This window comes from Microbacterium sp. Ag1 (assembly GCF_001005635.1).
GTDB lineage: Bacteria > Actinomycetota > Actinomycetes > Actinomycetales > Microbacteriaceae > Microbacterium > Microbacterium oxydans.
In genome coordinates this window covers 16,607-37,967 of sequence record NZ_LBCR01000022.1, presented here as the reverse complement: position 1 = coordinate 37,967, position 21,361 = coordinate 16,607, and the positions used below count along the sequence as shown (strand labels likewise).

The 21,361-nt window shown below is 69.4% G+C and carries 24 protein-coding genes; 8 read left to right on the top strand and 16 right to left on the bottom strand.

What is annotated here, in order from left to right; translation table 11 throughout:
* Position 1: 1 nt before the first annotated feature.
* From AAY78_RS02570 to AAY78_RS02555, 4 genes are all read right to left on the bottom strand, one after another.
* Positions 2-1,090, bottom strand: coding sequence for an ABC transporter permease (locus AAY78_RS02570; protein ID WP_046746803.1), 1,089 nt, complete (start codon positions 1,088-1,090; stop codon positions 2-4).
* On the bottom strand, positions 1,087-1,893 hold the full coding sequence (locus AAY78_RS02565) for an ABC transporter ATP-binding protein (protein ID WP_046746802.1): 807 nt from the start codon (positions 1,891-1,893) through the stop codon (positions 1,087-1,089). The genes AAY78_RS02570 and AAY78_RS02565 overlap by 4 nt, the downstream gene beginning before the upstream one ends.
* Positions 1,890-2,714 carry an ABC transporter ATP-binding protein gene (locus tag AAY78_RS02560; RefSeq protein ID WP_046746801.1) on the bottom strand — a complete coding sequence of 275 codons (825 nt, stop codon included), beginning with the start codon at positions 2,712-2,714 and terminating at the stop codon, positions 1,890-1,892. The genes AAY78_RS02565 and AAY78_RS02560 overlap by 4 nt, the downstream gene beginning before the upstream one ends.
* Positions 2,715-2,819: 105 nt before the next feature.
* On the bottom strand, positions 2,820-4,481 hold the full coding sequence (locus AAY78_RS02555; RefSeq protein ID WP_046746800.1) for an ABC transporter substrate-binding protein: 1,662 nt from the start codon (positions 4,479-4,481) through the stop codon (positions 2,820-2,822).
* Positions 4,482-4,638: 157 nt separating this feature from the next.
* On the opposite strand from AAY78_RS02555, the gene AAY78_RS02550 reads away from it, so the two are divergent.
* Positions 4,639-5,286, top strand: coding sequence for a TetR/AcrR family transcriptional regulator (locus AAY78_RS02550; RefSeq protein ID WP_046746799.1), 648 nt, complete (start codon positions 4,639-4,641; stop codon positions 5,284-5,286).
* Between the two features lie 130 nt (positions 5,287-5,416).
* A complete protein-coding gene (locus AAY78_RS02545) occupies positions 5,417-6,631 on the top strand; it encodes an amidohydrolase (protein ID WP_046746798.1) in 1,215 nt (404 codons plus the stop codon).
* Positions 6,632-6,649: 18 nt separating this feature from the next.
* Here the strand turns inward: AAY78_RS02545 and AAY78_RS02540 are convergent, their stop codons facing one another.
* From AAY78_RS02540 to AAY78_RS02515, 6 genes are all read right to left on the bottom strand, one after another.
* Complete coding sequence (locus AAY78_RS02540) at positions 6,650-7,228, bottom strand: hypothetical protein (RefSeq protein WP_046746797.1); 579 nt, start codon at positions 7,226-7,228, stop codon at positions 6,650-6,652.
* Positions 7,229-7,278: 50 nt separating this feature from the next.
* Positions 7,279-8,364, bottom strand: a complete 1,086-nt coding sequence (gene moaA, locus AAY78_RS02535; protein ID WP_371861872.1) for a GTP 3',8-cyclase MoaA — start codon at positions 8,362-8,364, stop codon at positions 7,279-7,281.
* Between the two features lie 121 nt (positions 8,365-8,485).
* The gene (locus AAY78_RS02530) at positions 8,486-9,562 is read right to left on the bottom strand and encodes an ABC transporter ATP-binding protein (RefSeq protein ID WP_046746796.1); all 1,077 of its coding nucleotides are present in this window, start codon (positions 9,560-9,562) and stop codon (positions 8,486-8,488) included.
* On the bottom strand, positions 9,559-10,347 hold the full coding sequence (gene modB / locus AAY78_RS02525) for a molybdate ABC transporter permease subunit (protein WP_046746795.1): 789 nt from the start codon (positions 10,345-10,347) through the stop codon (positions 9,559-9,561). The genes AAY78_RS02530 and modB overlap by 4 nt, the downstream gene beginning before the upstream one ends.
* Entirely contained in the window at positions 10,344-11,126 is a 783-nt protein-coding gene (modA, locus tag AAY78_RS02520; RefSeq protein ID WP_046746794.1) for a molybdate ABC transporter substrate-binding protein, read from the bottom strand. The genes modB and modA overlap by 4 nt, the downstream gene beginning before the upstream one ends.
* Before the next feature lies 1 nt (position 11,127).
* The gene (locus AAY78_RS02515; RefSeq protein WP_046746793.1) at positions 11,128-11,520 is read right to left on the bottom strand and encodes a TOBE domain-containing protein; all 393 of its coding nucleotides are present in this window, start codon (positions 11,518-11,520) and stop codon (positions 11,128-11,130) included.
* Positions 11,521-11,640: 120 nt separating this feature from the next.
* Here AAY78_RS02515 and AAY78_RS02510 point away from each other — a divergent pair, with 120 nt between their 5' ends.
* From AAY78_RS02510 to AAY78_RS02490, 5 genes are read left to right on the top strand one after another with little or no spacing between them, the layout of a single operon-like run.
* Entirely contained in the window at positions 11,641-13,011 is a 1,371-nt protein-coding gene (locus AAY78_RS02510) for a D-alanyl-D-alanine carboxypeptidase family protein (protein ID WP_046746792.1), read from the top strand.
* Positions 13,012-13,046: 35 nt separating this feature from the next.
* Positions 13,047-13,829, top strand: a complete 783-nt coding sequence (locus AAY78_RS02505) for a HesA/MoeB/ThiF family protein (protein WP_046746791.1) — start codon at positions 13,047-13,049, stop codon at positions 13,827-13,829.
* Positions 13,826-15,061 (top strand): molybdopterin molybdotransferase MoeA, encoded by a 1,236-nt coding sequence (locus AAY78_RS02500; RefSeq protein WP_046746790.1) that lies wholly within the window; start codon positions 13,826-13,828, stop codon positions 15,059-15,061. Before AAY78_RS02505 ends, AAY78_RS02500 begins: the two co-directional genes overlap by 4 nt.
* On the top strand, positions 15,058-15,570 hold the full coding sequence (moaC, locus tag AAY78_RS02495) for a cyclic pyranopterin monophosphate synthase MoaC (RefSeq protein ID WP_046746789.1): 513 nt from the start codon (positions 15,058-15,060) through the stop codon (positions 15,568-15,570). The genes AAY78_RS02500 and moaC overlap by 4 nt, the downstream gene beginning before the upstream one ends.
* Positions 15,567-15,800: a MoaD/ThiS family protein gene (locus AAY78_RS02490; protein ID WP_046746788.1), complete on the top strand. Its 234-nt coding sequence runs from the start codon at positions 15,567-15,569 to the stop codon at positions 15,798-15,800. The genes moaC and AAY78_RS02490 overlap by 4 nt, the downstream gene beginning before the upstream one ends.
* 117 nt (positions 15,801-15,917) lie before the next feature.
* Here AAY78_RS02490 and AAY78_RS02485 read toward each other — a convergent pair whose 3' ends face one another.
* From AAY78_RS02485 to AAY78_RS02465, 5 genes are all read right to left on the bottom strand, one after another.
* Complete coding sequence (locus tag AAY78_RS02485) at positions 15,918-16,352, bottom strand: molybdenum cofactor biosynthesis protein MoaE (protein ID WP_046746787.1); 435 nt, start codon at positions 16,350-16,352, stop codon at positions 15,918-15,920.
* Complete coding sequence (locus AAY78_RS02480; protein ID WP_046746786.1) at positions 16,349-16,837, bottom strand: MogA/MoaB family molybdenum cofactor biosynthesis protein; 489 nt, start codon at positions 16,835-16,837, stop codon at positions 16,349-16,351. Before AAY78_RS02480 ends, AAY78_RS02485 begins: the two co-directional genes overlap by 4 nt.
* 41 nt (positions 16,838-16,878) lie before the next feature.
* Entirely contained in the window at positions 16,879-18,561 is a 1,683-nt protein-coding gene (locus AAY78_RS02475; protein ID WP_046746865.1) for a molybdopterin-dependent oxidoreductase, read from the bottom strand.
* 95 nt (positions 18,562-18,656) lie between these two features.
* Positions 18,657-18,944, bottom strand: coding sequence for a hypothetical protein (locus AAY78_RS02470; RefSeq protein WP_127011667.1), 288 nt, complete (start codon positions 18,942-18,944; stop codon positions 18,657-18,659).
* A gap of 61 nt (positions 18,945-19,005) precedes the next feature.
* A complete protein-coding gene (locus AAY78_RS02465) occupies positions 19,006-19,740 on the bottom strand; it encodes a GTP pyrophosphokinase (RefSeq protein ID WP_046746784.1) in 735 nt (244 codons plus the stop codon).
* A 107-nt stretch (positions 19,741-19,847) separates the two neighbouring features.
* Between AAY78_RS02465 and AAY78_RS02460 the strand changes: the two genes are divergently transcribed.
* Positions 19,848-20,210 carry a nuclear transport factor 2 family protein gene (locus AAY78_RS02460; RefSeq protein ID WP_046746783.1) on the top strand — a complete coding sequence of 121 codons (363 nt, stop codon included), beginning with the start codon at positions 19,848-19,850 and terminating at the stop codon, positions 20,208-20,210.
* A gap of 27 nt (positions 20,211-20,237) precedes the next feature.
* On the opposite strand, the gene AAY78_RS02455 is transcribed toward AAY78_RS02460, so the two are convergent.
* The gene (locus AAY78_RS02455; RefSeq protein WP_046746782.1) at positions 20,238-21,344 is read right to left on the bottom strand and encodes a VanZ family protein; all 1,107 of its coding nucleotides are present in this window, start codon (positions 21,342-21,344) and stop codon (positions 20,238-20,240) included.
* Between the last annotated feature and the right edge of the window lie 17 nt (positions 21,345-21,361).

The window sequence follows — 21,361 nt, the reverse complement described above, 5'->3', positions numbered from 1 at the left end:
GTCAGGACTCCATCTGGCGCGTGCGCGGGTCGAGGTAGGCGTAGACGACATCGGCGAGGATGTTGGCCACGAGCACAGACAGCGTGATCACGAGGAACACGCCCTGCATGAGGGCGAAGTCCTTGGCGTTGGTCGCGTCGAGCAGCAGCTTGCCGACACCCGGATAGCTGAACACCATCTCCATCACGATCGTGCCGCCCACGATGAAGCCGATCGACAGCGCGAAGCTCTGGATCTGCGGCAGCACCGCGTTGCGAGCGGCATAGCCCCAGAGCACCCGCTTGTTGGGCATGCCCTTCGCCTGCGCGACCGTGATGTAGTCGTCGTCGAGCACCGTCAGCATCATGTTGCGCATGCCGAGCACCCATCCGCCGAGCGAGGCGACCACGATGGTCAGCGCCGGGAGCGTGCCGTGCATGATCACCTGGCCGATGAAGTCGAGACTCCATTCCGGCGACTGCCCCTTGTCGTAGGCATGCGATGACGGGAACCACTTCAGGGTCGAGGAGAAGATCGCGATCGCGATGAGTCCGAGCCAGAAGTACGGGATCGTGTTGAAGAACGTGGTCACCGGGATGATCGCGTCGAGCCTGCTGCCCCGCTTCCATCCGACGACGGCTCCGAGCAGCGTGCCGATCGCGAAGGAGATGATGGTCGCGATGCCGACCAGCCCGAGCGTCCAGGGCAGGGCGGCGGCGAGCACCTCGGCGACCGGCCGCAGGCCGTGCAGGGTCGAGATGCCGAGGTCGCCGCGCAGCAGCATCCCCCAGTACTCGAGGTACTGCTGCCAGATGGACTTGTCGGTGTCGATGCCGAGCAGCACGCGCAGCGCGTCTGCCGCCTCGGGACTCACGTTGCGGTTGCGCGCGAGGTACGAGCTGACCGCGTCGCCCTTCATGAGGCGGGGCAGGAAGAAGTTGATCGTGATCGCCGCCCACAGTGTGAACAGGTAGAACGCCGCGCGACCGGCGAAGAAGCGCCACGGCACCGGCCGCCTGGTGCGCTCTGCCGTGGTCGCCGTGGTGCCGACCTCTAGGGCATCGCGGGCGACGAGGTCGTTGTCGTCGAGCTGGGGGAGAGCGGAGCTCACAGCGCGCCTCCGTTCGATGCCGCTGCAGCGAAGTGCTTCTCCGGATCGGGAGAGGCCGCGCGCAGCTCGCGGGTGTACGGATCCTGCGGGTTGAGGATCACATCGTCGGCGGTTCCGTACTCGACCACGCGCCCCTGGTTGAGGACCATGATCTCGTCGCTGAAGTGCCGGGCGGTCGCCAGGTCGTGCGTGATGTAGAGCACACCGAGTCCCTCTTCGCGCTGCAGATCGGCGAGCAGGTTCAGCACGCCGAGCCGGATGGAGACGTCGAGCATCGACACCGGCTCGTCGGCGACGAGGAGCGAGGGACGCGAGGCCAGGGCACGGGCGATGGCAACGCGTTGCCGTTGGCCGCCCGACAGCTCGTGGGGGCGGCGGTCGATCACCGCGTCCGCATCGAGGCGCACCCGGTCGAGGAGCCGACGCACCTCGTTCTCGGTCTCCTTCTTCGGCACCACGTCGTCGAGGCGGATCGGACGCTCCAGGTGGTAGCGGATCGAGTGGTACGGGTTGAGCGAGGCGAACGGGTCCTGGAACACCATGCGCAACTGCTGGCGGTACTTCCGCAGGCCCCTGCCGCGGCGCGGGATGGGCTTGCCGTCGAGCAGCACCTCGCCGCTGGTCGGGGTCTCGAGCTGGGTGAGGATCTTCGCGATCGTGGACTTGCCGCTGCCGGACTGGCCGACCAGGCCGATCGTCTGGCCGGACGTCAGGGTGAAGCTCACGTCGTCGAGGGCTTTGATCTGCCCGGCGCCTCGGACGTTGTACGCCTTCGTGACATTGCGGAACTCGAGGGTGGTCATCGCACCAGCACCCCTCTCTCCCCGGTGAGCCGGGGGAACGACGACAGCAGGGTCTTCGTGTATTTGTGCTCCGGCTGCGTCCAGATGCGCTCTGCCGTATCGAGCTCGATGATCTCTCCTTCGCGCATGATCGCGATCCGGTCGCTGATCTCCAGCAGAAGCGGAAGGTCGTGGGTGATGAAGATCACCGAGAAGCCGAACTCGTGCCGCAGCTGAGAGATCTGCTTGAGGATCTCCCGCTGCACCAGCACGTCGAGCGCGGTCGTCGGCTCGTCCATGACCATCAGCTGCGGACGTAGCGCCAGGGCCATGGCGATCATGACGCGCTGGCGCATGCCGCCGGAGAGCTCGTGCGGGAAGGAGCGCACACGCTGACGGCCGACCTTGACGATCTCGAGCAGTTCCTCGGCCTCGGCACGCCGCTGCTTGCGGTTCATGTCGGGGCGGTGGATCTCGAACACGTCCTCCAGCTGCGAGCCGATCGTCGCGACGGGGTTGAGGGCGTTCATCGCGCCCTGGAACACCATCGACACCTTGTCCCAGCGGAATCGCTGCATCGCGTCGACGTCCAGGGCGTTGATGTCGATGTCGATGCCCGTCGCGTCGTGGAAGGTCACGCTGCCGCCGGTGATGACGGCCGGAGCGCGCAGCAGGCGCTGCACCCCGTAGGCGAGCGTGGTCTTGCCGCATCCGCTCTCCCCCGCGAGGCCCAGGATCTCGCCGCGCTGCAGTTCGAGGGTCACGTTCTTCACCGCCTCGACGGGCGGGTCGACGTCGTACACGACGGAGAAGTCGCGCACGGTGAGCAGGGGGTCTGGCATGGGGGTGTCCTTCGTGGGGGCGGGCCCTTCGACAGGCTCAGGGACCCAGATGGGTGGCTGAGCCTGTCGAAGTCCCGGCTGTGGGTGGCTGAGCCTGTCGAAGTCCTACTCGGCGGGCTTCAGCTTCGTGAGGATCTGCACGATGTTCGGCTGCGTCGGGTCGGCGGACGCGTAGGTGTCGTCCTCCGACGGCCAGCCGACGTAGTTGCGCGTGTTGAACTCACCCAGCAGCGGGTGGGCGCCCAGCGGGATGGCCGGCACCTGCTCGGAGAAGATCGTCTGCAGCGTGTCGATGGCGGTGGTGCGCTCCTCGTCGGACGAGGCGTTCGCGTAGGTGTTCAGGGCGGCGGTCGCCTCCGGGTCGTCGAAGCGACCGAAGTTGAAGCCGGCCTTGCCCTCGGGGGAGATCCACCGCGGATCCATGGTCGAGGTGTAGAGGCCGTACGCCGTGCCGCTGTCCTCCAGCCAGTGGATGATCGCAGAGAACGTGCCGTTGTCGCGGGGATCGGCCCAGCCGCCCCAGTCGGGCATGTCGATCTTGACCTCGGCGCCGATGCTGTCCTTCACGTCCTCGGCGATGAGCTCCTGCGCCGTGTTCCAGTCGCTCCAGCCGGACGGGACGGAGAGCGTGAACGAGACGGGCGTGCCGTCGGGGTCGATCAGGGCGTCGTCCTTCCAGGTGTATCCGGCGGTCTCCAGCAGGTCACGCGCCTTCTCGGCGTCGACCTTGTAGTCGACTCCCTCGAACTCCGGCTGGATCTCGTCTTCGAGGATCGACGACAGTCCCGTCACGGACCAGACCGGCTCGCTGGCACCCTCGCGCGCGATGTCGACGTAGGCGTCGCGGTCGATCACCCAGGCGAGCGCCTGACGGAAGGCGGGGTCGTCGAACGGCTTCTGCTGCAGGTTCATGAACAGCGTGGCCGAGCCGGTGGTCGGGGAGGCGAGGAACTTGTTGTGCTCAGGGTCGGCCGAGAGGAACTGCTCCTCGATCTGCGGGATGAACGCCTGCGCCCAGTCGGCGTCGCCGTTCGCGAGGGCCGTGGTGAGGGCGGTGTTGTCACCGTACGAGACGTAGTGCAGCTCGGGCACGGCGAGGTCGCCGCCCCAGTAGTCGTCGCGCGCGTCGAGCGTGACCGACTCGGTCGACCAGTTGGCCATCGCGTAGGGGCCGGTGCCGACGAGGTCGTCGCCCTTGACGGGGTCGGTGGCCGGGTCCTCGAACTTCTCCCAGATGTGCTTGGGGACGATCGGCACATGGAGCACGCGCGCCTGGTTGACGTACTTGGAGTCGCCGAAGCTCAGCACGACCTTGTCGCCGTCGATCTGGGCGCCCTCGAACTTGAGACCGGCGGTGTCGAGCGCGGGGATCGAGGCGGTCTCGAAGGAGAACACGATGTCGTCGGCGGTGAACGGCTCGCCGTCGCTCCAGGTGACGCCCTCGCGCGGGACGACCGTGAGCTGCGTGTAGTCGTCGTTCCACTCGAGACTCTCGGCGAGCCACGGCGTGGTGCCGCGGTCGCCGGTCTGGTTCACGAGGGCCAGGGTCTCGAACACGACCTTCGCGTAGCCGTACTTCGAGGCGGCGGAGTCGCCGACGAACGGGTTGTTCGACTCGGTGGTGATCGCACCGTCGGGCTTCGCGATGGTGAGGGATGCGGATCCGGCGCCGTCGCCGGATCCACCGCCGGCCGAGCAGCCGGCGAGGGCCGACACACCGAGCGCGGTGATCGCGGTCGCGGCGATCAGAGACTTTCTGAGCTTCATTGCTTCTCCTAGGCACGGGTCTTTGTGCTGTGTCGCCGGCGAACGGGGGTCCGCCGGCCGTCGTGATTTGCTTACTGTCGAGAAAGTAAGCTTCCGTGAGGTTACCGAGTAGTAAGTTTGACCGCAAGCACAGTCCGACGATGGAGAGGAGGCCGCGGTGGCAGACAGCGACCAGACAGTGCGCGTGCGCCCGGCGACGCTCGAGAAACGCGAGCAGATCCTCAAGGCCGCGATCGAGATCTTCGGCAACAAGGGCTCGACCAACGGGACCCTGGCGGACGTCGCCGAGCAGGTCGGCATCACGCACGCCGGCGTGCTCCACCACTTCGGCTCGAAGCAGAAGCTCCTGCTCGAGGTGCTCGCTTACCGAGACAGGGACGATGTCGCCGGCCTCGCCCAGAAGCACATCCCCGGGGGACCGGAACTGTTCCTGCACCTCGTGCGCACCGCCTTCACGAACGAGAAGCGGCCGGGCATCGTGCAGGCCTACACGGTGCTCTCGGCGGAGTCGGTCACCGACGAGCATCCCTCGCGCCCGTTCTTCGAGGAGAGGTACACGACACTGCGCCGCGAGGTCACGGCCGCGTTCCACGAGCTGTGCGCCCAGGAGGGCGTGCGCGACCCCGACTCGATCTCCGCGGCCTCCGCCGCGATCCTCGCCGTGATGGACGGGCTGCAGCTGCAGTGGCTCCTGCACCCCGGGGCGATCGAACTGGGCGCGACCAGCGAGTTCGCGATCCGGGCGATCGTGAACGCCGTGCTGCACCCCGGCCATGAGCTCACGACCTACACATCCCCCGCCTGATCCGCCGCCACCCGCGGCGCCGAGACCCATGCGCCGCGCCGAGACCCATCGAGCCAGACGCTTGTAACAGTGGGTCTGGGCGGCGACCATGGGTCTCGGCAACGCGGGGCTGCCCGGCTAGGCTCGGGCCATGACGATCGACCTCGAAGCGCTCTACATCGACCTGCACCAGCACCCCGAGCTCTCGTTCCAGGAGACGCGCACCGCCGGCATCGCCGCCCAGCACCTGCGCGACCTCGGCCTCGAGGTCGAAGAGGGGGTCGGCGTCACCGGCGTCGTCGGCGTGCTCCGCAACGGCGAAGGTCCGGTGGTGTGGGTGCGCGCCGACATGGACGCGCTCCCCGTCGAGGAGCAGACCGGCCTGTCGTACGCCAGCACCGCGAAGGGCGTCGACCCCGCGGGGACGACCGTTCCCGTGATGCACGCCTGCGGCCACGACATGCACGTCACCGCCATGATCGGCGCGGTCGAGAAGCTCGTCGCCGAGCGGTCCGACTGGTCGGGAACCCTCGTCGTGCTGATCCAGCCCGCCGAGGAGTACGGCGCCGGGGCGCGCGCGATGCTCGACGACGGGATCCTCGACCGCTACCCGAAGCCCGATGTCGTGCTCGGCCAGCACGTCACGCCGCTCCCCGCGGGCGTGATCGGCGTGCGCAGCGGTACGCAGATGGCCGCCTCCGACGGACTCACCGTCACCCTGCACGGCCGCGGCGGCCACGGCTCGCGCCCGCACGCGACGATCGATCCCGTCGTGATGGCGGCGGCCACCGTGATGCGCCTGCAGACCATCGCGTCGCGGGAGATCGATCCGCAGGGGGTCGCTGTCGTGACCGTGGGATCGATCCACGCGGGCCTCAAGAACAACATCATCCCGGCCGAGGCGAAGCTCGAGCTCAGCCTGCGCTACCCGGACGAGGGGACGCGCGACAAGGTGCTCGCGAGCGTCGAGCGCATCGTGCGGGCCGAGGCCACAGCCTCCGGGGCCGAGCGCGAGCCCGAGATCCGCACCGACCACACGCTGCCGGCCACCATCAACGACGAAGAAGCCACCGCGCGCGTCTCCGCAGCCCTGCAGCGCGCCCTGGGCGAGGCAGCCGTGATCGATCCCGGGATGTTCACCGGCAGCGAGGACGTGTCATGGTTCGCCCGCGATGCCGGAGCACCCCTCGTGTTCTGGTTCTGGGGCGGTATCGACCCCGCCCGGTTCGCCGAGGCCGTCGCTGCGGGACGCCTGGGTGAGGACATCCCGACGAATCACTCGCCGTTCTTCGCACCGGAGATCCACCCGACGATCGAGGTCGGCGTCACCGCTCTGTCGGCCGCGGCCCGGGAGTTCCTCGCCTGAGGATCGGAACGATCTGGTTCACGCGACTGCTCGCCGCTCCCGCACGAAGACGTGCAGGCCGAGTGCGTTTCGCTTGCTCCGCTGCTCGACAAGGAGATGACGTCGCAGGAGGTTTGTCACACCGACGGGAATCGGGTCCATCGCGTTGGTCCGCTTGACGTCTTGCGAGCCGAAGCCGGCCAACAGCGTCATGGACCCGTCGTCCGTGTCCCTCACCTCGATCCGCGCGTAGTCGGTGTCGAGGCGGATCAGTACTCGAGAGATCGACTCCCAGGGGAACGATCGCTCCGACCCGGCTCCGACGATTCGTAGCCCCTCGTCATCCCACTCGATGACGTAGCGCTTCCTCCGCCAGGCGAAGATCCACAGCAGGGCGAGCACGATGACGATCCCCAGGCCGCCGGCGACCAGGACGACACCGGATCGGCCGAACATGACGTCGGTCTCCAGCGAGACGGCGATCAACGCCGCCGCGGCACCGCCTCCTCCCACGATGATGCAGCCGACGATGATCGCGACGAGCTGGATCATGGAGACTCGTGTCGCCCGGATCGTCAACCGGTACCCGTCGGTCCCCGGCCGGATCGTCTCCCACATCCGTTCACCCCTACATATCGAGAGAGCGTCTTCAGCTCGCTCTTCTTCGCTCAGCCGCCGATCGCGTTCATGCCGCGCGCGGGCTGCAGGAACGAGGGGTCGTCGATCGCGTGCCCCGGCAGCTTGCCATGCACGCACGAACGCAGCAGTGCGGCGATCTCGTCCGCGCGTTGCCCCGGCGCGGAGGCCGACTCTCCGCGCAGCAGCCCGGTCAGGTCGTACTCGGCGAGCGAGAACAGGCAGTTGCGCAGTTGCCCGTCGGCGGTCAGCCGCAGACGATCGCAGGCGCCGCAGAATGGGGCGGTGACCGAGGCGATCACGCCGACCTCGTGCGGCCCGCCGTCGATCCGCCACTTCTCGGCGGGAGCGCCACCGCGGCCCTCGACCGGCTCGAGGTGCCAGCGTTCTCCCAGCGAGGCGAGGATCTCCTCGCGCGTGACCATCGAGGCGCGGTCCCAGGTGTGCCCGGCGTCCAGCGGCATCTGCTCGATGAATCGGAGCTGAGCGCCCACGCCCATCGCGAACTCCACGAGATCGACCAGCTCGTCGTCGTTCACGCCGCGCATGGCGACCGCGTTCAGCTTGAGGGGACGGAGGGACGAGGCCGCAGCCGCCTCGATACCCGCGAACACGTCGTCGAGGCGGTCGCGGCGGGTGAGGTCGGCGAAGCGCTGGCGGTCGACCGTGTCGATGCTGATGTTGAGGCGTGTGAGCCCGGCATCGATCAGGGCCGGGAGCTTCTGGGCGAGGCTGATGCCGTTGGTGGTCATCGCCACCTCGACAGGACCCTCCTCCCCCTCGATGCGCGCGATGCGCCGCACGACGTCGACGATGTCGGTGCGCAGCAGCGGTTCGCCGCCGGTGAGACGGAAGGTGCGGATGCCGAGAGCTGCGGCGACCTCCGCCACCTCGACGATCTCGTCGGTGGAGAGGATGCTCGTGCGGGCGAGCCACTCGTTGCCCTGCTCAGGCATGCAGTACGTGCAGCGCAGCGAACAGCGGTCGGTGAGGGAGATGCGCAGATCGCGATGCACACGGCCATGCGTGTCGACGAGACCTCCCGTGAGGCCGGCGGCATGAGATGCGGGCTCGGTGCGCGGCGCGCGCATGCCGATGACCACCGGCACGGCCGTCACGGTACTCCCCCGCTCCCCGTCATGTTCCGAGACTAACCCCCGGAGCAGCGCGCGGGGGCGGCTCGGCGGCGACGACCGGCACATTGTCAGTGTTCCGCCCACGACCGCCCGGGGCGACGACTCAGCGCAGGGGAACGAACCGCACATGCTCGGGCTCGATCCGCAGCTGGACGGTCTCGCCAACGAGCAGTCCGGCGGCATCGGCGACAGAGAGGTCGACGACGCACGACCCGGTCTGCAGCCGGACGCCGGTGACCGTGGGTTCGAGCCGGTCGACCTCGGCGATCCATCCACCGCCGTCCGAGCCGTCGACCAACCGCACGTGCTCGGGGCGGAACACGGCGATCAGCGGCGTTCCATCGTCCTCGGCGAGCGCGCGCGAAGCGGGATCCGCACTGGTCAGCCGCACCTCGCCACCCCGCCACGTGCCCCCACTCGCGACGCCGACCAGGCGATTGACGCCGGCGATCGAGGCGACGAAGGCCGACGCGGGTGCCGACAGCACGTCGCGGACCGGCCCCCTCTGCGTGACCCGCCCCGACTCGACGACCAGGAGGCGTTCGGCCAACGCGACCGCATCAGCGGCATCGTGGGTGACCGCGATCGTGGTGACCCCGGCGAGCTGGTCGCGCAGCATCTGTCGGATCTCGCTCGCCGTCACCGGGTCGAGCGCCACCAGCGGTTCGTCGAGCAGCACCGCGCGCGGAGAGGCGGCGAGCGCCCTGGCGACGGCCACGCGCTGCCCTTCACCACCCGAGAGCTCACGCGGCATCCGGTCCCCGGATCCGGCGAGCCCGACGCGTGCGAGCCACTCATCGGCAGAGTCTCGCGCGGCACGGGCGTCCGTGCCTGCCGCCCGAGGGCCGAAGGCGACGTTCTCGCGAACGGACAGGTGCGGGAACAGACGCGCATCCTGGCCGAGCAGCACCACGCCGCGGTTCATCGGCGGCGTCCGCACCCGTGGTGGGGCGACGCGGTCGACGACCCGGCCGGCGACCTCGATCTCTCCCGCGCTCAGCGGCTCGAGGCCCGCGAGCGCCTGCAGCAGGGTCGATTTGCCCGCGCCGCTGGGCCCCATGATGGCCATGGTCTCCCCCACCCCCACCTGCAGAGCGACGTCGACGGCGAAGTGCTCGCGATCGACCACGATGTGTGCGCGCAGTCCCGGCGCCTCGGCCCGGGTCTCCCTTCCCGTCATCGTGCGGCCCCCGGTCGCCAGCCGCGCACGAGAAGCAGCACGACGATGGCGGTCGCGAGCAGCAACAGGGCGAGCGCGACCGCCGTGCCCTGCGAGACTCCCGCACCGTTGAACGCGGTGTAGATCGCGAGCGGCATCGTCTGGGTGACTCCCGGTCGATTGCCTGCGAACAGCGCCGTCGCACCGAATTCCCCGATCGCCCGCGCGAAGCACAGCACGACGCCTGCCACGATCCCCGGTGCCACGAGAGGCAGGGTGATGCGGCGCAGGATCGTCCATCGTCCGGCTCCGAGGGCCGCGGCCGTGCGCTCGTGGTCCACGCCCGACGTACGCACGGCACCCTCGACGGCCAGGACCAGGAAGGGCAGCGCGACGAAGGTCTGCGCCAGCACCACGGCGGACGTGCTGAAGGAGAGGCCGAGCCCGCCGAACCACCCCGCACGTCCGAACAGATACAGCAGCGCGACGCCGCCCACCATCGGCGGCAGCACCAGCGGCACCGTGACGACGGCGCGGAGCACGGCGGCGAGCCGGGGGCCGGAACGGGCGATGTACAGCGCGAGCGGAACGCCGACGACGATGCAGAGCAGCGTGGCGACGAGGCCGGTTCCGAGCGAGAGGAGGAGAGCAGAGAGCGCTGCCTGCGACGTCACATCGGCCAGGAACGTCGACCACTGCACACGCGCGACGAGAGCGATCAACGGCAGGATCAGGAAGGCCAGACCGATCGCAGCGGGGATGGCGAGCGCCCGCGGAGCGTACCCTCGACCCCCTGCTGCACTCATGGGGCTCCGAAGCCGAAGTCCGCCAGGATCTTCTGTCCGGCGTCCGACAGCACGAACGCCACGAACGCATCAGCCGCCTCGGCGTTCGGCGCGTCCGAGAGCGCGGCGATCGGGTAATGGTTGACGACTTCGTCCGCACCATCGGGCACGACTGCCTCGACATCGGAACGCCCGATCACGTCAGTGGCGTACACGAGTCCGGCATCGGCCTCGGACGCGGCGACCTTCGTGAGCACCGCCGTCACGTTCTGCTCGAGGCTGGACGCATCGACCGTCACATCCGCGGCGGCGAGCAGCTTCGCGGAAGCGGCACCGCACGGCACCTCCGGTGCACACAGCACCGTGGTCACGTCGGCCAGATCGGCGAGCGTCTCGACGCCGCCCGGGTTCCCGGAAGGCACCGCGATGACGAGGGTGTTGGAAGCGAACAGCGTCGGATCCGCGGTGACGTCGGCGGCCTTGCCCATGTTCGCCTCGTCGGCCGAGGCGAACACATCGGCCGGTGCGCCTTCGAGGATCTGCGTGACCAGCGTGGATGAGCCGTCGTACACCGGGCTGAACCGCACCTCCGGATTCTCGGCGACGAACGCCTCGCCGATGGCATCGAAGGCGCCGCTGAGCGATGCGGCGGCGTAGACCGTGAGGTCTCCACTCAGGCTGCTCTGCTCGGTGGTGGCCGATGGCGACGGCGTGCTCCCTGCCGTGCTCGCACAGCCGCCCAGGGCGAGGACGGCGGCGGCGAGGACGAGGACGGTGGAGCGGCGGAGCGTGCGGTTCATGTCAGTCTTTCGGGACCTCGACGACGACCTGCGTCGCCTTGACGGATGCGGTGGCGAGTGAGCCCACCTCGAGCTGCAGATCGCGGGCCGCCTCGGCGGACATGAGCGAAACGACGCGATGCGGCCCTGACTGGATGTCGACCTGCGCCATCAGCCCGTCGATCTGCACGCGCGTCACGATGCCGAGGAAGCGATTGCGGGCGCTGGAGAGCACGCTCCCGGCATCCTTCTCCTCCGCGGCGAGCGCCTCGGCCCGTGCCGCGAGCGCGTCACCGGGGATCTCCGCCGGCGCCGCATCGGTGACCGGCAGCAATCCCTGCTCGATCCAGCGACGGACGGTGTCGTCGCTGACGCCGAGCAGTTGCGCGGCCCGGGCGATCCGATAGGTCTGCATGACAGGAATCTACCGCACGAGCGGAGAGATCAGGTCGATAGTTCCGATTCTGCGACACTCCGTCGTGTCCCCCGAATGGCCGATACCGCGCGGGCGGGTTCTCCGCCATGATGGCTCTCGATGACGGCGCCGAATCAACCACAGGACGGGCTGTCCGACTTCGCGGAGCTGATGGCCCGCGAACAGGAGTTCTCCACCCCTGACCGGATCCCCCCGGAGGTACGCAGACGGCGACGGCGCCGCGGCCTCGTCGCCACCGCCATCGTCGTCGTGCTGCTGCTTGCCGCGGCGGGCGGCTACGTCGGGTGGGCACTCACCGCTCCCGTGAGTCCGCCGGCGGTGTCGACGCAGATGCCGCAGGTCCCGGCAGCCGCTCCGGCATCGATCACCACGCCCCCGGCGGATGCCTCGGCGCTCAGCGTGGCGGGCGCTGACGTCTATCTCGGCGAAACGGCGAACGGCGTCTGGTCGTCGAGCGGCACGGGCGAGCCCCTGCCCATCGCGAGCATCACCAAGCTCATCACCGCCCTGGTCATCCTCGATGCCTCCCCGCTCGCCTCCGCCGACGACCCGGGTCCCACCATCACTTTCAGCAAGGCCGATCACGACCTCTACGACCGTTACTACGTCCTCGGGGCGACGATCGCACCCATGCCCACCGGCACCTCGATGTCGCTGCGCGATGCCCTGGCCGCCATGCTCATCCCCTCCGCCAGCAACTACGCCGATGCACTATCCTCCCGGATCTTCGGGTCGCAGAACGCGTTCCTCGGCGCCACGCGAAACTGGCTCGCCGCCCACGGACTGACCGGCACGACGATCACCGAGCCCACGGGCATCAGTCCCCGCAACACCAGCACACCCACCGATCTCCTCGCGATCGGCAAACTCGCCGCGGCGAACCCCGTCATCGCCCAGATCGTGGCGACTCCGTCGATCACGCTTCCCGGCGCCGGCCTGCTCCACAACACCAACGGCCTCCTCGGGACGACAGGGATCACGGGATTGAAGACGGGCACGTTGGGCGAGGGCACCTACAGCCTGCTGTACACCGCGAGTCTCGCCGTCGGCACGGCCGAGCCGCTCGCAGTGACCGGGGTCGTACTCGGGGGAGCGTCGCGCGAGTCGGTCAACGCCGGTGTGCTCGCGGTGCTCGACAGCATCCGCGCCGGGTTCCACCAGATGCCGGTCGCGTCGGCAGGGCAGGAGGTGGGCACGATCACGACACCCTGGGGAGACAGTGCCCAGCTGCTCATCGACGAGGACGCGACGATCTTCACCTGGTCGAACACACCGGTCGTCGTGACGATGGACATCAAGACCCCGCCGACCTATCGCGACGGCACGGAGGTGGGAACCGTCACCTGGACCGCCGGCCCGAACACCGTCACCGCTGCAGTCACGATCTCGGGCACCATCGACCAGCCGACGGAGTGGTGGCGGCTGACGCATCCCTCCGAGCTCGGTGCGATGACGGAGACCGAGGGCTGAAGACACAGTCGGCGGAGCGGGCATACGCTGAACCCATGCAGCCTCTCGTCCCCCCTGCCGCCGCGCTGGCGCCGGAAGAACTCGTCCGCACTGCGCGGCATGCGGTCCTCACCGGCATCGGCGAGGAAGGCCAGCGCCGCCTGAGCGCGGCTCGTGTCACCGTCGTCGGCGCGGGCGGGCTCGGCTCCCCCGTGCTGCTCGCCCTCGCCGCCGCGGGGGTCGGCACGCTCACCGTGATCGACGACGACGTGGTGGAGCTCACCAACCTGCAGCGTCAGCTCGCCCATCGGGTGGAGGACATCGGTGTCGCGAAGACCGCATCCGCCGCGCGCGCGATCGCGTCTCTCGCCCCGCAGACCGTCGTGCACCCGGTGTTCGAACGCCTCGACAGCGCCAACGCCGAGCGGCTCCTCGCGGGCGCCGATCTCGTGGTCGACACGAGCGACTCGTTCGCGACCCGCCGGGATGTGGCCGCTGCGGCCGAGGAGCTCGGACTCCCGCTCGTGTGGGGTGCCGTGCAGGAGTGGCACGCGCAGGTCACTGTCTTCTGGTCGACCCCGCCGGAGGGAGAGTCGGTGGTGCTCGCGGACCTCTTCCCGGTGGGCACCGAGGGCGAGCCACCCAGCTGTGCCCAGGTCGGGGTGCTCGGGGCGCTGTGCGTGCAGGTGGGCGGGATGTTGGCCGGCGAGGTGATCAAGCTCGTCACCGGCGCCGGTGAACCGCTGCTCGGGCGGCTCGCGATGATCGATGCGCTGACCTCCCGGCAGCACGAGATCTCGATCCGCCCGGCATCCACAGCATCGGGGGTGTCGGCATGAGCGGCCGCCGCACGGTCGAGGAGCAGCTCTCCCGCGTGCTCGACGCGGTTCGCGTCGTCGAGCAGGTCACGCTCCCGGTGGCGGATGCCGCAGGACGCACACTCGCCGCACCCGCCGCGGCCGCCCACGACATCCCCCTGTTCGACAACTCCGCGATGGACGGGTTCGCGGTGCGCGGTGCGGACGTCGCGTCGGCCTCCGAGCAGAACCCGGTGACGCTGCGTGTGGTCGCCGACCTCCCTGCCGGCGTCGCCCTCGACCCGGCGCTCGGCCCTGGCGAAGCCGCCCGCATCATGACCGGTTCTCCCACGCCCACCGATGCCGACGTGATCGTGCCTTTCGAGGACACGGCCGGTGGCCTCGCCGACTCCCTCGGAGAGGTGACGGTGCTGCGCGCCCCCGCCAGGCCCGGCGTGTTCGTACGCCGGCGCGGCGCCGACCTGCACGCAGGCGATGAGGTCGTGCACGCGGGTGAACGCCTCGGGCCCTTCCAGCTCGCCGCAGCGGTCGCCGCGGGCGTCGAGGCGGTCTCGGTCACCCGTGCGCCTCGCGTGGTCGTGGTGTCGACCGGAAGCGAACTGCTCGGACCGGGAGACGCACCGGTGCGCGGGCGCATCCCCGACTCGAACGGCCCCCTGCTCCAGCAGCTGGTCGCCGACGCCGACGCCGAGGTCGTTCTGGTCGCGCGCGTTCCCGACGAGCCCGAGGCCGTCGGAGCCGTCACCGCCGAAGCCATGACCCTCGGCGCGGACGTGATCGTCTTCACCGGCGGCGTGAGCGCAGGCGCCTACGAGCCCGTGCGCGGGGCCTTCGACGGCGGCGGACAGGTCGAGTTCAGCGCGGTCGCGATGCAGCCGGGCAAGCCTCAGGCCTTCGGGGTGATCGAGGGTGGGTGCCTGGTGTTCGGCCTGCCGGGCAACCCCGTCAGCGTCGCCGTGTCGTTCGAGGTGTTCGTGCGACCCGCGCTGCTCGCGATGCAGGGACGGAGCGAGATCCACCGCCCGCATGCGCCGTTCACCGCGGATGCCTCGTGGACGCCTCCCCCTGGCCGCCGCCAGTATCTTCCCGCCGTCGTCGACCTCGCCGCGCGCACCGTGCGTCCGGCGACCGCGGGCGGATCGGGATCCCACCTCGCCGGAGGCCTCGCTCGCGCGCACGCGTTCGCGATCGTGCCGGCCGAGGTCGAGACGGTCGCCGTCGGCGACGTGATCGATGTCATGCTGGTCGGATGAGTTTCCCTCACCTCGACGCGGCCGGCCGCGCGCACATGGTCGACGTGACCGCGAAGCAGCCGACCGTCCGCACCGCCACCGCCCGCGGCTTCGTGCGCTGCAGCACCGATGTGATCGCCGCCCTGCGCGACGGGACGATGCCGAAGGGCGACGTGCTCGCCGTGGCACGCATCGCGGGTATCCAGGCGGCCAAGTCCACCCCTGCGCTGCTGCCGCTGGCACACGTGATCGGGGTGCACCGGGCGAGCGTCGACCTCGAGATCGTCGACGACGGCGTGCGCATCGAGGCCACGGTGGGCACCGCCGATCGCACCGGTGTGGAGATGGAGGCGCTCACCGCCGTGTCGGTCACCGCTCTGGCGGTCGTCGACATGATCAAGGGCATGGACCGCGCCGTGGTGATCGAGGACGTGCGCATCGTGGCGAAGTCGGGTGGGCGCTCCGGCGACTGGGTGCGTCCCGGCGAAGCATCTCCCGGAGAGACCCACGCCGATGGAGACGCCCGATGACTCGGGTGCGCTACTTCGCCGCGGCCGCGGAGGCTGCCGGTGTCGACTCCGAGGAGCGCGCCGAGACGACACTCGTCGCGCTGCGCACCGCCGTGGTCGCCGAGCATCCGGCGCTGGCCGACATCCTTCCGCGCTGCGCCGTCATGGTCGATGGAGTGCGCAGCGACGACGACCTCGCCCTCGACGACGCCGAGCTCATCGACGTTCTCCCGCCCTTCGCTGGCGGCTGACCGCACGCGACCTGCCGCGTCTGCTGGTCACATGCATGACCGGGGGACACCTGCATGATCGCTGGGCGGCGTTTCCTCCGGCAGACGTCAAAAGCTCATGCAAGTGACGCGACGGAGTCAGCCGCCGATGCCCTTCCACGACGAGGTCCCGTCGACCTCGAGCTGACGCTTCCACACGGGGAGGTCGCTCTTGATCGCCTCGATGACCGCTCGGCACACCTCGAACGCCTCGGCGCGGTGTTCGGAGGCGACCGCGATCACGACAGCCGCATCGCCCACATCGAGCCGCCCGATGCGATGACTCACCGCCACCACGGCAGGGGCTTCGGATCCGGCCCCCGCTTCGGCGGCGATGCTTCGCAGCGCGGCTTCGGCATCGGGATGGGCGCTGTACTCCAGCCCGACGACCGGCGTCTCGGCATCCGGGTCGTTGTCGCGCACCCGGCCGACGAAGGTGGTCACCGCGCCGAGTCGAGGGTCTTCGACCGCGGCGAGGTGCGCGTCGAGGTCGAGGCGCTCCTCCGTCACCGCAGCGATTCGTACGTCGTTCATGAGTGGTCTCCGCCCTCCACCTGGTCCAGGATGTGCCCGGCGACGCCGAGCACCACGGGTACGCCGGAGGCCACGGCTCGCGTGGATCCGGGCAGGTTCACCACGAGCATCCCCGCGGGATCGACGATGCCGGCGAGACCGCGCGACAAGATCGAGAGCGGGGTGTCGGCGAGTCCGCTGCGACGCAGCTCCTCCGCGATCCCCGGGATCTCCCTGGTGATCACGCGCCGGGTGCCCTCCGGCGTCAGGTCGCGCGGCCCGACACCGGTACCGCCGGTGGTCACGACCAGGCGGATGCCACGGGCGACGGCTCTGCGCAGGGCGTCCGCCACCGAATCGATCCCGTCCGCCACGATCTCGGCGTCGGGGCAGTGCCATCCCGCGTCCCGCAGCAGCCCCACCGCGATCGGGCCTCCCCGATCCTCACGCTCTCCCGAGAAGGATCGGTCGGAGACCGTGATCACGAGTGCGGGGAGCGGGCCCATGGCTCCCACCCTAGGCCCGCGAGGTCGGCTGTGCACCGGTCTCAGTTGACCCGGATGAGCGAACGCTGCCACCCCGACGAGCCGTTCGGAGCAATGGGGGCCCGTTCCTCGATCTGCAGATCGCCGTTCTTGTTGACCGCGCGCACGGCGACGTAGTGCGTGCCGGGGGTGGCATCCCACTCCATGAACCACTGCACCCACGTGTCGTCGTTGATCGGAGCCGACAGCGTCGCCGGCATCCAGTCACCGTTGTCGATACTGACCTCGACGCGTTCGATCCCGACCGACTGGGCCCAGGCGACACCGGCGATCGGGATCTTCCCCGCCGCGACCGCCTCCCCGATCTTCGGAGTGTCGACGCGCGAGGCGAACTTGATCGGGGCCTCTGCGCTGTACCCGCGGGGCGTCCAATACGCCTCGTCCTTGTCGAAGGTCGTGACCTTCAGCTCGGTGAGCCACTTGGTCGCCGACACGTAGCCGTAGAGCCCTGGCACCACCATCCGCACCGGGAAGCCGTGCTCGAGGGGCAGCGGCTCTCCGTTCATGCCGACCGCCAGGATCGCATCGAGGTTGTCGTCGGTGAGCGCCGAGAGCGGCGTGCTCGCGGTATAGCCGTCGACGCTGCGCGAGAGCACCATGTCGGCCCCTGATTTCACGCCCGCCTTCTTCAACACGTCGCGCAACGGCACTCCGAGCCACTTCGCGTTGCCGACGAGCTCGCCGCCGACCTCGTTCGACACGCAGGTGAGCGTGATCGCGTACTCGTCGAGGCCCATGTCGAGGAGATCCTGGAAGCTCATCTCCACGCGCTGGTCGACCATACCGTCGATCACGAGTCGCCAGGTGTCCGGGTCGATCGAGGGGACCGTGAGCGCGGTGTCGACGCGGTAGAAGTCCTTGTTGGGGGTGAAGAGCTTGCTGAGGCCCGGAATGTCGAGCTCGGCACCCTGCGGCACCGTGACCGTGGTCTTCGGGGTGGGGAGCTTGAGCGCGCTACGGATCGCCTCGACCGACGACACGGCCATGCTCACCGTCCGTGCCGTGATCCCCACGACCAGCGCGGATGCTCCGGCGAGCGCGGCGAGGACGAAGAATCGGCGTCGGTCGATGCCGGGTCGAGCGGGCTCGACATCCGCCGGCCCGACACCGCCGTCCTCCGGCTCGGCGATTACCGCGCCGGAGTCATGGGCACCGGCGGCTTGCGCCCCGGCGGTGCTGCCGGCTTCCGCCCCGGCGGTTCGGCCGGCTTCCCCGACGGCAGTGCGGGCGTCCCTCCACCCGCGCAGACGGCGGCTGAGGAGCACGAGGATGATCGACCCGGCGACGGTTCCGAGCACCGGAGGCAGGAAGGCCAGGGGCGACACGGCCGCCCTGGTCACGATGGCGGCGGTGGAGAGCACCCCGGCGACGACGAGTGCGATCACGCCGAGCGGCGGGCGCACGAACTGCAGGATGCCGGCGATCGCCGAGGCGATGAGCACAGCGAGCCCGAGTCCAGCCAGCAGAGCGATCTTGTCGTACTCGCCGAAGGTGGCGATCGCGAACTCCTTGAAGGGCTGCGGCACGATGTCGATCACGAACCCGCCGACCGCGAGGATCGGGCTGGCGGCACGCGCGAAGAGCAGCGCGAACAGCTCGGCCGTGGCGAGGAACACCCCGCCGCCGATCACACCGGCCAGGGCCGCCCAGACGAGGAACCTCTTGCCACTGCGGCGTTGCGCCATGATCGTCTCCTGTTCCACCGTCTCCGATGTGCTCCCCGCTTGTTCGGAGCGACGGCGAGATCGGATGTGACCGATCAGGAGTCGGTGTCCGCCGGTCAGAGACGACGCACGGTGATGGCCTCGCGTCCCTGGAACTGGCGCAGGGTGCGCATGCACCTCGAGCACAGGATCTCGACGCGACGCGGGTGGCCCTCGCCGCACACGCAGTCCACGGTGACACGCCACTTGGCCTTGCGTCCGCACGGCTGGTAGCCGTCGTCGTCGCCGTGGTCGCACTCGCATCGCTGCGACCCACGATCGATGCCGGGGAGGTCGTCGACGTCGAGTCGCTCGTCGACGGCGCGATCGGCTTTGACGGACAAGGCTTCCTGCGTTCTCACCACCTGCCGATGCTCCCAGGGCCGCCCCGTGGGCGCAACAGCGTCGCGCACGGGCGCGTCCCGGTCAGACTCCGACGACGCGGGGGCTGGAGGGTGCGTCCGGGGTGGACGTCGGAGCCGGAGGCGGCGGGGGCGCGAGCTGGCGCTGCGGCACCCCGTGCGCCTCACGGTGCAGGCGCTCCATGCGGCTGTCGAGCTCCGACGCCGCTTCCGCCGCATCAGAGAGGCTGTCCACCAGGTGCGAGGGCACCTGGTTGGAGAACTTGTAATAGATCTTGTGCTCGAGGCTCGCCCAGAAGTCCATCGCTATCGTGCGGAACTGCACCTCGACCGGCACCGAGAGCGCACCTGTCGACAGGAAGACGGGCACCTCGATGATCGCGTGCAGGCTCTTGTAGCCGTTGGCCTTCGGGTGAGCGATGTAGTCCTTGACCGTGCGCACGGTGACATCGTCCTGCGCGGTGAGCAGGTCGAACAGCCGGTACACGTCGGCGACGAAGCTGCAGGTCACCCGCACGCCGGCGATGTCGGTGATGTCGGCACGGATACGGTCGAAGTCGGGCTCGTCGATGCCCTTCCTGGCAAGCTTCTCGACGATGCTGTCGGGCGACTTCAGACGGCTCTTCACGTGCTCGATGGGGTTGTACGCGTGGTCGTGCGTGAACTCGTCTCGCAGGATCGAGATCTTCGTCTCGACCTCGCGCATCCCGAACTCGTACTCGCGCAGGAACCGCTGCAGCTCGTCGCGCAGCTCGCGGGCCTGGTTGATCGTGTCCTCGGTGACGTGAACGGTCGTCATGTGCTCGACGTTACGGCTTCGTGATCGGAAACCGCTGTGGATCCCCGAAGTCCCTACGGTTCTCAAACGGGTTGACGCGGCCTCGACCACGGCCTAGAACGGAGCACATGACGACAGCAGGCGAGGACTGGACCAGGGCCTACATCGAGGCGTGGAAGTCGAACGATCCGGAACGGATCGGGGCGCTCTTCACGCATGACGCCCGATACCTCACGAGTCCCGATTCGGAGCCGCGCGTCGGGCGCGAGGCGATCGTGTCGGGGTGGATCGAAGACGGCGATGAACCGGGGTCCTGGACGTTCGAGTGGGAGGTCCTCCACGAGGTCGACGGCTTCGTGGTCGTCCAGGGGCGCACGGAATACCCGGCCGAACGCGACTACCTCAACCTCTGGATCATCCGGCTCGCACCCGACGGGCGCGCGACCGAGTTCACCGAGTGGTACATGCCACGCCCCGACGCAGAGAGTTGAGCGCGCGCACGCCGAACCACCGGTGCGTCATGCGTCGCGCGACGGGGAAGCGGAGGCGGGCGCGATCGGCGCAGAGCCCGCGGCATCCGCTCGCGCGTCGACGAGGTGCTGTCCGGAGGCGATGCCGGGAAGCCCGCGACCGTCGCGCGTCGTGAACGGCAGCACGATCGCGGCGAGGAACAGTACGGCCGCCGCGAAACCGAAGAACCCGCCGGGCAGCTGCAGCGCGCTGATTCCGCCGATGCCGCCCGCCCAGCGCAGGAGCCGCGCGAACGGTGCGGGCAGGCGCGATCCCGCGTATCGGAGCTGCACCGCGATGTCGCCGACCGAGCGCCCGCTGATCAGGATCAGCGCCAGGAACAGAGCCGAAGGGGCGATGGTGGCGGCGGCGGATGCGAGGGTGCCGTCGAGCACCGCAGCGCGATCGTCCACGACGAACTCCAGCCACACCTGCACGGTCACACCGGCCGCCATGCTCAGGAACCCGTAGGCGAGGAAGTCGCACAGCATCACGAGCAGGCGACGCCCGCGGGTGACCGGACGGGGAAGATCGGCGTCCGGGCTCGCCTTCGCACCGCGCAGCGACCGCGGGACGAGGATCGCCACGATGCAGCCGATGACCGCACCCAGGGTATTCGTCATGAGGTCGCCCACATCGAAGAAGCGATACGCGCACGGGTAGACGCCCCACACCCCGGTCAACTGCGTCGTCTCGACCAGCAGCGACAGGCCGAAACCGGCGGCGAGCGCCGTAAGCACCCCACGGCCGGCGAGCACCCGGACGAAGAACCCGAGCGGGACGAACAGCAGCACGTTGAACACCAGCTGCAGCAGTGCCGGTTGACGCAGGGGGTTGCCCGGCGCCGCGAAGGCCTTCTGCACATCCCGCACGACCGACATCGGATCGGTGATCGCCCCGACGCAGCGGATCGTGTCGGGGTCGGGCAGCGGGAGCAGGGTGTAGGTCCAGATGGCCCAGAAGTAGATCAGCGCGGCGAGCCACAGCACGGTGCGACCGAGGCCGAGACGTCCGCGGCGGCGATAGCTGATCGCCACGAAGGGCACGAACAGGAGGATGCCGAAAGCCACCCCTATCGCGATCGCGATGAATCCGAGCAGCACCTGATCTTCCACCGCGTGCCAGTGTAGCT

Excerpts from the sequence above, each read along its gene's own strand:
- AAY78_RS02565 (WP_046746802.1), bottom strand. The coding sequence starts at position 1,893 with ATGACCACCCTCGAGTTCCGCAATGTCACGAAGGCGTACAACGTCCGA.
- AAY78_RS02560 (WP_046746801.1), bottom strand. The coding sequence starts at position 2,714 with ATGCCAGACCCCCTGCTCACCGTGCGCGACTTCTCCGTCGTGTACGAC.
- AAY78_RS02555 (WP_046746800.1), bottom strand. The coding sequence starts at position 4,481 with ATGAAGCTCAGAAAGTCTCTGATCGCCGCGACCGCGATCACCGCGCTC.
- AAY78_RS02545 (WP_046746798.1), top strand. The coding sequence starts at position 5,417 with ATGACGATCGACCTCGAAGCGCTCTACATCGACCTGCACCAGCACCCC.
- AAY78_RS02540 (WP_046746797.1), bottom strand. The coding sequence starts at position 7,228 with ATGTGGGAGACGATCCGGCCGGGGACCGACGGGTACCGGTTGACGATC.
- AAY78_RS02530 (WP_046746796.1), bottom strand. The coding sequence starts at position 9,562 with ATGACGGGAAGGGAGACCCGGGCCGAGGCGCCGGGACTGCGCGCACAC.
- modB (WP_046746795.1), bottom strand. The coding sequence starts at position 10,347 with ATGAGTGCAGCAGGGGGTCGAGGGTACGCTCCGCGGGCGCTCGCCATC.
- modA (WP_046746794.1), bottom strand. The coding sequence starts at position 11,126 with ATGAACCGCACGCTCCGCCGCTCCACCGTCCTCGTCCTCGCCGCCGCC.
- AAY78_RS02515 (WP_046746793.1), bottom strand. The coding sequence starts at position 11,520 with ATGCAGACCTATCGGATCGCCCGGGCCGCGCAACTGCTCGGCGTCAGC.
- AAY78_RS02510 (WP_046746792.1), top strand. The coding sequence starts at position 11,641 with ATGACGGCGCCGAATCAACCACAGGACGGGCTGTCCGACTTCGCGGAG.
- AAY78_RS02505 (WP_046746791.1), top strand. The coding sequence starts at position 13,047 with ATGCAGCCTCTCGTCCCCCCTGCCGCCGCGCTGGCGCCGGAAGAACTC.
- AAY78_RS02500 (WP_046746790.1), top strand. The coding sequence starts at position 13,826 with ATGAGCGGCCGCCGCACGGTCGAGGAGCAGCTCTCCCGCGTGCTCGAC.
- moaC (WP_046746789.1), top strand. The coding sequence starts at position 15,058 with ATGAGTTTCCCTCACCTCGACGCGGCCGGCCGCGCGCACATGGTCGAC.
- AAY78_RS02490 (WP_046746788.1), top strand. The coding sequence starts at position 15,567 with ATGACTCGGGTGCGCTACTTCGCCGCGGCCGCGGAGGCTGCCGGTGTC.
- AAY78_RS02485 (WP_046746787.1), bottom strand. The coding sequence starts at position 16,352 with ATGAACGACGTACGAATCGCTGCGGTGACGGAGGAGCGCCTCGACCTC.
- AAY78_RS02480 (WP_046746786.1), bottom strand. The coding sequence starts at position 16,837 with ATGGGCCCGCTCCCCGCACTCGTGATCACGGTCTCCGACCGATCCTTC.
- AAY78_RS02475 (WP_046746865.1), bottom strand. The coding sequence starts at position 18,561 with ATGGCGCAACGCCGCAGTGGCAAGAGGTTCCTCGTCTGGGCGGCCCTG.
- AAY78_RS02465 (WP_046746784.1), bottom strand. The coding sequence starts at position 19,740 with ATGACGACCGTTCACGTCACCGAGGACACGATCAACCAGGCCCGCGAG.
- AAY78_RS02460 (WP_046746783.1), top strand. The coding sequence starts at position 19,848 with ATGACGACAGCAGGCGAGGACTGGACCAGGGCCTACATCGAGGCGTGG.